The organism is Streptomyces sp. AV19 (assembly GCF_015999245.1).
GTDB lineage: Bacteria > Actinomycetota > Actinomycetes > Streptomycetales > Streptomycetaceae > Streptomyces.
The window spans coordinates 344,660-355,037 of record NZ_JAEAMR010000010.1 but is presented as its reverse complement, the minus strand read 5'-3'; the positions used below and the strand labels follow the sequence as shown (position 1 = coordinate 355,037).

The following is a 10,378-nucleotide window of genomic DNA, read 5'->3' as shown; positions in this document are numbered from 1 at the left end:
GGGGGGGGGGGGGGGGGGGGGGGGGGGCCCGGCCCCCCCCGCCCCCCCCTTCCCCCGTTCCCCCCGGGCCGCCCGGGGGCCCCGGGGGCCACCCCCCCGGTCAACGCGGCGAAGCCGCGTTACAGGCCCCGGGGCGCAGCCCCGGAAGAAACGGTGAAAGGGCGGGCCGGGGGCGAACTCACCCCGCCGCAACCCCCACCCCCGCCCGAACCTTCCGCGCCGCCGGCACCACCAACGGCGTCCCCGTCTGCGGATCGTCGATGATCTCGCACCGCAGCCCGAACACCCGCTCGACCAGCTCCGAGGTCACCACCTCCGCCGGCGCCCCCTCCGCCACCACCTTCCCGTCCCGCATCGCGATCAGGTGCGTCGCGTACCGGGCCGCGTGGTTCAGGTCGTGGAGCACGGCGACCAGCGTCCGCCCCTGCTCCTCGTGCAGCTCCGCGCACAGGTCGAGCACCTCGATCTGGTGCTGGATGTCCAGGTACGTCGTGGGCTCGTCCAGCAGCAGCAGCGGCGTCCGCTGGGCGAGGGCCATCGCGATCCACACCCGCTGCCGCTGCCCGCCCGACAGCTCGTCGACGTACCGCTCGGCGAGCGCCGCGACCCCCGTCGACTCCATGGACTCCTGCACGACCCGCTCGTCCTCCGGCGACCACTGCCGCAGCAGCCCCTGGTGCGGGTAGCGCCCGCGCGCGACGAGGTCGGCGACGGTGATCCCGTCCGGCGCCACGGACGACTGCGGCAGCAGCCCGAGCATGCGGGCCACCTTCTTGGCCGGGTACGAGCCGATCGCCTGCCCGTCCAGCAGCACGGACCCGGCCTCCGGCTTGAGCATCCGCGACAGCGCCCGCAGCAGCGTGGACTTGCCGCACGCGTTGGGGCCGACGATGACGGTGAAGGAATTGTCGGGGATCTCGACCGAGAGGTCCTCCGCGATGACCCGCCGGTCGTAGGCGAGCGTGACGGAGTCGGCCTTCAAGCGGCTCATGCTGGGGTCTCCTTAGCCATAACAGCCGTAACGGCCATAAACACAGCCATAAAAGTCGTCGTCGTATCCGTCATATCCGGCGTCATACCCGGCCGCCCTTGCGCTCCGTCCAGAGCAGCCACAGCAGATAGCAGCCGCCCAGCATCCCGGTGAGCACGCCGACGGGCAACTGGTCCGCACCGAAGAGCCGCTGGGCGGCCCAGTCCGCGGTGACCAGCAGGGCCGCGCCCGTACAGGCGGCGGCGGTGAGGCAGGGGCCGGGCGCCCCGGTCAGCCGCCGGGCGATCTGGGGGGCGGAGAGCGCGACGAAGGCGATCGGGCCGGCCGCCGCCGTCGCGCCGGCGGCGAGCAGCACCGCGCAGGTCAGCGCGGTCAGCCGGGTCCGCTCGACCCGTACGCCGAGCGCGCGGGCCGCGTCCTCGCCCATCTCCAGCATCCGCAGGCCCCGGCCCTGGGCGAGGACGACGGGGACGAGCACGGCGCAGACGCCGAGCAGCGGCCATACCTGGCTCCAGCTCCGGCCGTTGAGGGAGCCGACCATCCACAGCGTGGCGCGCGCCGCGTCGTTGAGGTCGGCCTTGGTGAGCAGGTAGCCGATGACGGAGACCAGGATCGCGGACATGGCGATGCCGACGAGGACGAACCGGTGGCCGTGCACGCCCTTCTGCCACGCCAGCAGGTAGATCGCGGCCCCGGAGAGCAGCCCGCCCGCCAGCGCGCCGCCCGCGACGGCCGTCGGGCCGCCCTGGAAGAGGACGATGACCAGCAGCGCCCCGACCGTGGAGCCCTGCCCGAGGCCGAGCACGTCCGGACTGCCCAGCGGGTTGCGGGAGACGGACTGGAAGACGGCGCCGGACAGCGCGAGGGCGGCGCCGACGAGCAGGGCGACCAGCACCCGGGGCAGGCGCAGCTCGTGGACGATGAACTCCTGGGCCGCCGTGCCGCCGCCGGTCAGCGTCCGCGTCACCTCGGCGGGCGAGAGCGGGTAGTCGCCGGTGCCGATGAGCGCGACGGAGACGGCCAGCGCCACGGCGACCAGCAACAGGACGACGAGGACGGCCCGGGCCTCGATCCGTACGGACAGCCCGCGGGTGCGGATGACGCTCACAGCTTGGCCATCTTTCTGCGCCGGATCAGGTGGATGAACACCGGCCCGCCGACCAGCGCCGTCACGACGCCGACCTGGAGCTCGGAGGGACGGGCCACGACGCGGCCGAGGATGTCCGTGGCGAGCAGCAGGACGGGCGCGAGGACCGCCGCGTACGGCAGGACCCAGCGCAGGTCGGGGCCGGTGAACGAGCGGACGGCGTGCGGCACCATCAGCCCGACGAAGACGATGGGCCCGCAGGCGGCGGTCGCCGCGCCGCACAGCAGGGTGACGGCGGCCAGGCCCAGGACCCGGGTGGTCGTCAGCCGGGTGCCCAGGGCCTTGGCCTGGTCGTCGCCGAGGGCCATGGCGTTGAGCGGCCGGGCGAGCGCGAGGGCGAGCACGACGCCACCGCCGATGAAGGGCGCCACCTGCCCGACCACGGTCGCGTTCGCGGAGGCCAGGGAGCCGACCGTCCAGAACCGCATCCGGTCCAGCGCGGCGGAGTCGGAGAGTTCCACGGCGTACACGTAGCCGTTGAGGACGGCCGTGACGGCGGTGCCCGCCAGCGCGAGGCGCACGGGCGTGGCGCCCCTGCTGCCGCCGAGCGCGTAGACGACCACCGACACGACGGCCGCGCCGAGGAAGGCGAACCAGACGTATCCGGTGAGCGGGGTGACGCCGAGGAAGCTGATGCCCGAGACGACGGAGGCCGCGGCTCCGGCGCTGATGCCGAACAGGCCGGGATCGGCGAGCGGGTTGCGGGTGAGGGCCTGCATCATGGTTCCCGCGAGCCCGAGCGCCGCACCGGCCAGCAGTCCGAGGAGGGTGCGGGGGACGCGGACGTCACGGACGACGACGTCCGTCTCGGTGCCGGAGTAGTGGAACAGGCCGTGCCAGACCTGGTCCAGGGGAACCTGCTTGGCGCCGACGGCGAACGAGGCCGCCACGACGAGCAGCAGGAGCCCGGCTGAGACGAACAGTCCCGCGACGCGCCGGGCGTTCCGGCGGGGCGCGGCCTCGGGGGCTGCGCCCGGCGGGGCTTGGGGGGAAACAACGGCCAACACTTGGGTTAGGTTAGCCTACCCTCATCGAACATCCCTCCATGGAGAGAAGCACCACCCCATGAGCACCCCCCGCACCACAGTACTGTCCCGCCGCGGCCTCCTCGCGGCGGGTGGCGCCCTCGGCATCGGCGCCTTCCTCACCGCCTGCGGGGGCGGCTCCGCCAAGTCATCGCAGGACTCGGGCGGTTCCGGCGGTCCGTGGACGTTCAAGGACGACCGGGGCACCACGGCCAAGGCCGGCCGGACGCCCAAGCGCATCGTCGCCTTCACCGGCACCGCCGCCGCCCTGCACGACTTCGGCGTCGAGTGCGTCGGCGTCTTCGGCCCGACGAAGCTCAAGGACGGCAAGCCCGACCCGCAGGCCGGCGACATCGACGTCGACAAGGTGACGATCCTCGGCAACACCTGGGGCGAGTTCGCCGTCGAGAAGTACGCGGCGCTCGACCCCGAGCTGATCGTCACCAACATGTTCGACCCCGGCGCGCTCTGGTACGTCCCCGACGAGAGCAAGGACAAGATCCTCCGCCTGGCCCCCAGCGTCGCCCTGACCTCCGCCCGCGTCCCCCTGACCGAGCCCATCAAGCGCCACGCCGAACTGGCCGCCTCCCTCGGCGCCGACCTGAAGGCGAAGAAGGTCACCGAGGCGAAGGCCCGCTTCGAGAAGGCCGCCGAGACGCTGCGCAGGACCGCCAAGTCCCGCCGCATCAAGGTCATGGCCGCCTCCGGCAGCGCCGACCTCTTCTACGTCTCCAACCCGGCCGTCAACGCCGACCTGATGTACTTCCGCGAGCTCGGCGTGGACTTCGTCGTCCCCCAGAAGCTCGACAAGGGCGGCTACTTCGAGAGCCTCAGCTGGGAGAACGCCAACAAGTACGAGGCCGACCTGATCATCCTGGACAGCCGCACCTCCAGCCTCCAGCCCAAGGACCTGGCCGCCAAGCCGACCTGGGCCAAGCTCCCCGCCGTCGAGGCCGGCCAGGTCAGCCCCTGGCTCAGCGAGCCGCGCTTCTCCTGGGCGGGCAGCGCCCCGCTGCTGGACAACCTGACCGCCGCACTCGAGAAGGCGAAGAAACTCCGATGACCGCCCCCGCGTACCGCTTCTTCGACGTCCGCGTCGTCCGCACCGAGCAGGTCAGCCCCGCCCTGACCCGCGTCACCGTCACCGCCGACGACCTGGGCGACATGGTCACCGGCGGCCGCGACCAGCGCTTCAAGCTCTTCCTGCCGCGCCCCGGCCAGGACGCGCCGGTGCTGCCGCCCGTCCTCGGACCCGGCTGGTACGCGGAGTGGCGGGTCCAGGACCCGGCCGTACGCGCGGTCATGCGCACCTACACCGTGCGCGAACTGCGCAGCGACCCGGACGAGTTGGACATCGACTTCGTCCAGCACGGCTCGGGCCCCGAGGCCGGCCCCGCCTCGCACTGGTCCCGCACCGCCCGCCCCGGCGACCGCGCGGCCGTCCTCGCCCCCGTCGCCGAGGACAACGGCGGCGTCGACTACCAGCCGCCCGCGGGCACCGACTGGACCCTGATCACCGGCGACGAGTCGGCCCTCCCGGCCGTGGCCGGCATCCTCGCCTGGCTCCCGCCCGGCATGCCGGCGAAGGTCTGGCTGGAGGTCCCCCACCCCGACGACGTCGTCCCCCTCCCGACCGCCGCCGACGCGGACGTCACCTGGCTGATCCGCGGCACGGACGCCACGGTCGTGGACGCCGTCCGCGCCGCGTCCCTCCCCGAGGGCACCCCCTACGCCTGGATAGCCGGCGAAGCCGGCACGATCCGTACCCTCCGCCGCCACCTGGTCAACGACCGCGCCGTGGACCGCGGAAGGATCACGTTCACCGGCTACTGGCGCAAGGGCAAGACGGAGGAGGAGCTCCTGGCGGAGCTCGGCTGAGCGCGCTTTCACGTTTCCGGAGCAGCGCGCTGCGCTGCGAGCGCTGTCCTCGAACGCCGGACAGCCGGCTGTTCGCGCCACACCCGACTGTCCAGCGGGGGCACGCACTTCAGCCCGTCTGGGGGTTGCCCCCTCCGGGGAGTTTGAGGACGAGCAGCGAAGCCGCGACACGGGGTCCGGGGCGGAGCCCCGAAACCAGCCTGTCCGGCGCTTGAGGACCAACGCGGCGAAGCCGCGTTGCGGGGCCCGGGGCGGAGCCCCGAAAGGGGCCCAGGGGCGCAGCCCCGGTGGGGGCGCAGGGGGCAAAGCCCCCGCACCACCGCGCGCAGCGCGGTGCCGGCCCCGGGCGGAGCCCGGAAGAAACGGTGATAGGGCGGGGCCGGGGCAAATTCCCCCGGGCCCGCCCCTACGGCGGGCAGCGCTACCCTCTACAACCCCAACCGAGCCAACACCTTCCCCGAGTCCAACGCACAACTCCCCTCCCCCGCCAGGCCCCAAGCCACCCCGCACAACGCCCGAAGCCCATCGATCGCCGCGCCCTCACCTTCCAGGGCGAACTCCCCGTCCACGACGGACGCGGTCCACCCCGCGCACCGAACCCCCTCCGCCGACGCGGAAGCAGAAGCGGAACCGGACACGGCCCCGGACACGGCCCCGGCCCCGGACACGGCCCCGGACACCGCCCCGGACACGGAAACCACCGGCTGCGGAACCAGCAACGCCCGCAGATCCTCCGCGACATACGTCGCCCGGTGCTCCGGCCGAGCGGCCAGCACCTGCGCGGCCGTCGTCACCCCGGTCAGCACCAGCAGCGAGTCGACACCCCCCACGAACGCCCCCTCGATGTCCGTGTCGAGCCGGTCGCCCACGACCAACGGCCGCCGGGCCCCCGTCCGCAGCACCGTCTCCCGGTGCATCGGCGGCTGCGGCTTCCCCGCCACCCGCGGCTCCCGCCCCGTGGCGATCTTCACGACCTCGACCGCCGACCCGTTCCCCGGCGCGATCCCCCGCCCGGTCGGAATCGTCAGGTCCGTGTTGGACGCGAACCACGGCAGCCCCCGTGCCACCGCGTACGACGCCTCCATCAGCCGCGACCACGGCATGTCCGGCCCGCCGTACCCCTGCGCCACCGCCACCGGGTCGTCGTCGACGGACTCCACGGGCACCAGCCCGCGCTCCCGCAGCGCGACCCGCAGCCCCTCGGTACCGATCAGCAGCACCCGCGAACCGGCCGGCAGCTCGTCCGCTATCAACCGGGCCACCGCCTGCGCCGAGTTGATCACGTCCCCCGGCCCGGCCGGGATACCCAGCTCGGTCAGGTGCCCGGCCACCGTCTCCGGCGTCCGCGCCGCGTTGTTCGTGACGTACGCGAGGTGCATCCCGCCCTCACGGGCCAGCTCCAGCGACCGCACGGCGTGCGGAATGGCCGCGCCGCCCGCGTACACGACGCCGTCGAGGTCGAGCAGCGCCGTGTCGTACGCCTCGCTCAGCGGCCGCTCGCAGCCCTCGGGCCGGGTCCGCACGCCCGGCCCCGTACCCGACCGCACACCCGTCCGCACGCTCTGGTTCATAGCGGGTTCGCTCCTTGTACCGTTCATGTCTTCTTCATCTGTGTTTTCGATCATTGCTCATCCGGCCGCGGGCCATAACAATTTCCGAATGAGCACTCCGGACCACGCAGGGCAAGGTCTCCGACTCGCCCCCTTCCGAGGGCTGCGTTATGTCCCCGAACGGGTGGGCAGCCTCGCGGCCGTGACCTCGCCACCGTACGACGTCGTCGTCCGGCCCGACGGACTGCGTCACCTCGAGACCGCGGACCCGCACAACATCGTCCGGCTCATCCTCCCGCAGGCGGCCACCGCCGCCGACCGGCACCGCCGGGCCGCCGACACCCTGCGCCGCTGGCAGGAGGAGGGCATCCTCGCCCCGGACCCGGAGCCGGCGCTCTACGTCTACGAGCAGCGCGGCGACGGCATGATCCAGCGCGGCCTGATCGGCGCGCTGCGCCTGACGCCCCCCGAGGAGGGCGTCGTCCTCCCCCACGAGGACGTCATGCCGCACATCGTCGAGGACCGCGCGGCCCTGATGAGGGACACCGCCGCCAACCTGGAGCCGCTGCTCTTCTCCTACCGCGGCGACGGCACGACCACCGGCGCGGCCGCCGTCATCGAACGCGTCATCCGCACCGCGCCCCTGCTCTCCACGACCACCGAGGACGGCTTCGCACACCGCCTGTGGTCCGTGACCGACCCGGACGACCTCGCCCGCATCGCCGGCGACCTCTCCCGGCAGCGGGCCCTGATCGCCGACGGCCACCACCGCTGGGCCACCTACCTGCGGCTCCGCGCCGAGCAACCCGCGCCCGGCCCCTGGGACTTCGGCCTCGTCCTGCTCGTGGACACCGCCCGCTACCCGCTGCGGGTCCGCGCCATCCACCGGCTGCTCCACAAGCTCCCGGTCGCCGACGCCCTGGCCGCCCTCGGCGCCTCCTTCCGCGTCCGCACCCTGGACGTGGACCTGCCCGCCGCGCTCGACGCCCTCGCCGAGGCGTCGCGGGCCGACGAGCACGGCAACGCCTACCTGCTCGCCGGCGACGGCCGCTTCCACCTCGTGGACCGCCCGGACCCGGAGCTGCTGGCGAGCACGGTCCCGGCCGACCGCCCGCGCGCCTGGCGCGAGCTGGACGCGACGGTCCTCCACTCCACGCTGCTGGAGCACGTCTGGAAGGTCCAGGACGACCCGGAGCACATCGGCTACATCCACGAGACGGCCGCCGCCGTCCACCAGGCCGAACGGCACGGCGGCACCGCCGTCCTGATGCACCCGGTCCACGAGGACGTGGTGCGGGAACTCGCCGAACAGGGCGTGACCATGCCCCGCAAGTCCACGTCCTTCGGCCCGAAGCCGGCCACCGGACTGGTCCTGCGCAGCCTGACCCTGAACTGACCTTCGGGGGACCGAACGCGAGAGGGCGGAACCCCAGGGGGTTCCGCCCTCTTCGATCACTTCCGGTCGCCGCCGTCGGCGCCGTCCGTCCCGGTCTCCTTGGCCTCGGTCTCCTCGGCCTCCGCCTTGGTCTCCTCGACCTCCTCGACCTCCTCGGTCACGGCGTCCTCCGTGTCCTTGGCGTCCTCGACCTCCTCGATCTCGGACAGGACGTCGGTGAACTCGACGCCGTCCAGCTCCGCGAGCCGGTCGGACGCGTTCGTCGTCCCGCCCTGGTCGGCCTCCAGCGCCTTGGCGAACCACTCGCGCGCCTCGGCCTCACGACCGACATCGAGCAGCGCGTCGGCGTACGCGTAGCGCAGGCGCGCGGTCCACGGCTGAACGGAGTTCGACGCCAGCTCGGGGCTCTGCAGCGTGACGACGGCGGCCTCGGCCTGACCCATGTCCTTGCGGGCCCCGGCCGCCACCAGGCGCATCTCCACCTGGCCGGCCTTGTCCAGCTTCTGCACCTCGGGCTCGCCGGCCATGGCCAGCGCCCGCTCGGGACGGCCCATGCCGCGCTCGCAGTCCGCCATGACGGGCCACAGCTCGACCGAGCCGGTCATCCGCCGCGCGGCCCGGAACTCGGCCAGCGCCTCGGAGTACTTGCCGGTCGCATACGAAGCGAAGCCGGCCGCCTCACGGACGGCGGCCACGCGCGAGGCGAGCCGGAGCGCGATGCGGGAGTACGCGTACGCCTGCTCCGGGTCCTCGTCCAGCAGATTGGCCACCATGACGAGGTTGCGGGCGACGTCCTCGGCAAGGGTCTTCGGCAGGCTCATCAGCTCCTGCTTGACGTCCTTGTCGATCTCCTCACCGGTCACGTCGTCCGGGATGGGCAGACGCTTCACCGGCTCGCGGTCGCCACGGTCCCGGTCGCGGTCGTCACGGCGCCCGTAGCCACGGGAGCGGTCGTCGCGCCCACGGTAGCCACCGCCCTGCCGGTCCCGGTCGTCACGCCGCCCGTAGCCACCGCCACCGGGACGGCCACCGCGGTCATCGCGACGGAAGGACGGACGGTCGTCACGACGCTCGTCGCGACGGAACCCGCCACGATCGTCATCCCGACGCGGACCACGGTCGTCACGCCGGTCATCCCGACGGAACGACGGACGGTCATCGCGACGCTCGTCACGGCGGAAGCCGCCACGCTCGTCGTCACGACGCGGACCACGGTCATCACGCCGGTCATCACGACGGAACGTCGAACGGTCATCGCGCCGGAAGCCGCCACGGTCGTCATCCCGACGCGGACCACGGTCATCGCGCCGGAACGTCGAACGGTCGTCGCGGCGGAAGCCACCGCGGTCGTCATCCCGGCGGGGACCGCGGTCGTCACGCCGGTCATCACGACGGAACGACGGACGGTCGTCACGACGCTCATCGCGACGGAACCCACCCCGATCGTCATCCCGACGCGGACCACGGTCATCGCGCCGGTCATCACGACGGAACGAAGGACGCTCGTCGCGCCGGAAGCCGCCGCGGTCGTCGTCACGACGCGGACCACGGTCATCACGCCGGTCATCACGACGGAACGACGGACGGTCGTCACGACGCTCATCGCGACGGAACCCGCCACGATCATCGTCGCGCCGGCCGTAACCGCCGCCACCGGGGCGACCGCCACGGTCGTCACGGCGGAAGCCGCCACGGTCGTCGTCACGACGCGGACCACGGTCATCACGCCGGTCATCACGACGGAAGGGCGGACGGTCATCGCGACGCTCGTCGCGACGGAAGCCGCCACGGTCGTCATCCCGACGCGGACCACGGTCATCACGCCGGTCATCACGACGGAAGCCGCGGTCGTCATCGCGTCGGCCGTAGCCACCGCCGCCGGGGCGACCACCGCGGTCGTCGCGGCCGCCGCGGAAACCGCCGCGATCATTGTCACGGCGGAAGCCGCCCCGCGGACCGCCGTGGCGGTCGCCGCCCGATCGACCGTCGGGAGAGTTGGTGGACATCGACGTGACTCCTGTCTTGAGGTACCGCAGCCATTCTCGCGCAGTTGCCCGGCAACTGCGCTTCGACAAAAACAAAAAGGACCCTTGGTCCCAGCGTGAACGCTGGGACCAAGGGTCCTTGAAATATTGTTCGGCGGCGTCCTACTCTCCCACACGGTCCCCCATGCAGTACCATCGGCGCTGAAAGGCTTAGCTTCCGGGTTCGGAATGTAACCGGGCGTTTCCCTAACGCTATGACCACCGAAACCCTATCGGTTTCGAGCGAACAAGCACACTCTTTAATTAAGTGGTTCTGCTCAAATCCGGCAACTGTTCGTTGCCTCAGAACTTACACAGTGGACGCGAGCAACTGAGGACAAGCCCTCGGCCTATTAGTACCAGTCAA

9 protein-coding genes and 1 rRNA gene are annotated in these 10,378 nt (G+C 72.5%); 3 read left to right on the top strand and 7 right to left on the bottom strand.

What is annotated here, in order from left to right; genetic code table 11:
- Positions 1-178: 178 nt before the first annotated feature.
- From I5Q34_RS20035 to I5Q34_RS20025, 3 genes are all read right to left on the bottom strand, one after another.
- Positions 179-991 carry an ABC transporter ATP-binding protein gene (locus I5Q34_RS20035; protein ID WP_199893695.1) on the bottom strand — a complete coding sequence of 271 codons (813 nt, stop codon included), beginning with the start codon at positions 989-991 and terminating at the stop codon, positions 179-181.
- A gap of 82 nt (positions 992-1,073) precedes the next feature.
- Positions 1,074-2,099, bottom strand: coding sequence for an iron chelate uptake ABC transporter family permease subunit (locus I5Q34_RS20030; protein ID WP_199893694.1), 1,026 nt, complete (start codon positions 2,097-2,099; stop codon positions 1,074-1,076).
- Positions 2,096-3,142 carry an iron chelate uptake ABC transporter family permease subunit gene (locus I5Q34_RS20025; protein WP_199894277.1) on the bottom strand — a complete coding sequence of 349 codons (1,047 nt, stop codon included), beginning with the start codon at positions 3,140-3,142 and terminating at the stop codon, positions 2,096-2,098. The genes I5Q34_RS20030 and I5Q34_RS20025 overlap by 4 nt, the downstream gene beginning before the upstream one ends.
- A 61-nt stretch (positions 3,143-3,203) precedes the next feature.
- Here I5Q34_RS20025 and I5Q34_RS20020 point away from each other — a divergent pair, with 61 nt between their 5' ends.
- Positions 3,204-4,226 (top strand): ABC transporter substrate-binding protein, encoded by a 1,023-nt coding sequence (locus tag I5Q34_RS20020; RefSeq protein ID WP_199893693.1) that lies wholly within the window; start codon positions 3,204-3,206, stop codon positions 4,224-4,226.
- Positions 4,223-5,041: a siderophore-interacting protein gene (locus I5Q34_RS20015; protein ID WP_199893692.1), complete on the top strand. Its 819-nt coding sequence runs from the start codon at positions 4,223-4,225 to the stop codon at positions 5,039-5,041. The genes I5Q34_RS20020 and I5Q34_RS20015 overlap by 4 nt, the downstream gene beginning before the upstream one ends.
- 428 nt (positions 5,042-5,469) lie before the next feature.
- Here the strand turns inward: I5Q34_RS20015 and I5Q34_RS20010 are convergent, their stop codons facing one another.
- Positions 5,470-6,612, bottom strand: coding sequence for an HAD-IIA family hydrolase (locus I5Q34_RS20010; protein ID WP_199893691.1), 1,143 nt, complete (start codon positions 6,610-6,612; stop codon positions 5,470-5,472).
- Positions 6,613-6,700: 88 nt separating this feature from the next.
- Here I5Q34_RS20010 and I5Q34_RS20005 point away from each other — a divergent pair, with 88 nt between their 5' ends.
- Complete coding sequence (locus I5Q34_RS20005) at positions 6,701-7,987, top strand: DUF1015 domain-containing protein (protein ID WP_199893690.1); 1,287 nt, start codon at positions 6,701-6,703, stop codon at positions 7,985-7,987.
- Positions 7,988-8,043: 56 nt separating this feature from the next.
- Here the strand turns inward: I5Q34_RS20005 and I5Q34_RS20000 are convergent, their stop codons facing one another.
- The 3 genes from I5Q34_RS20000 to rrf all read right to left on the bottom strand — a co-directional run bounded on the left by I5Q34_RS20000 (position 8,044) and on the right by rrf (position 10,238).
- Positions 8,044-8,808 (bottom strand): hypothetical protein, encoded by a 765-nt coding sequence (locus I5Q34_RS20000; RefSeq protein ID WP_234429279.1) that lies wholly within the window; start codon positions 8,806-8,808, stop codon positions 8,044-8,046.
- A gap of 65 nt (positions 8,809-8,873) precedes the next feature.
- Positions 8,874-9,923: a hypothetical protein gene (locus I5Q34_RS19995; protein WP_199893689.1), complete on the bottom strand. Its 1,050-nt coding sequence runs from the start codon at positions 9,921-9,923 to the stop codon at positions 8,874-8,876.
- A gap of 198 nt (positions 9,924-10,121) precedes the next feature.
- Positions 10,122-10,238 (bottom strand): 5S ribosomal RNA (rrf, locus tag I5Q34_RS19990).
- Positions 10,239-10,378: the final 140 nt, after the last annotated feature.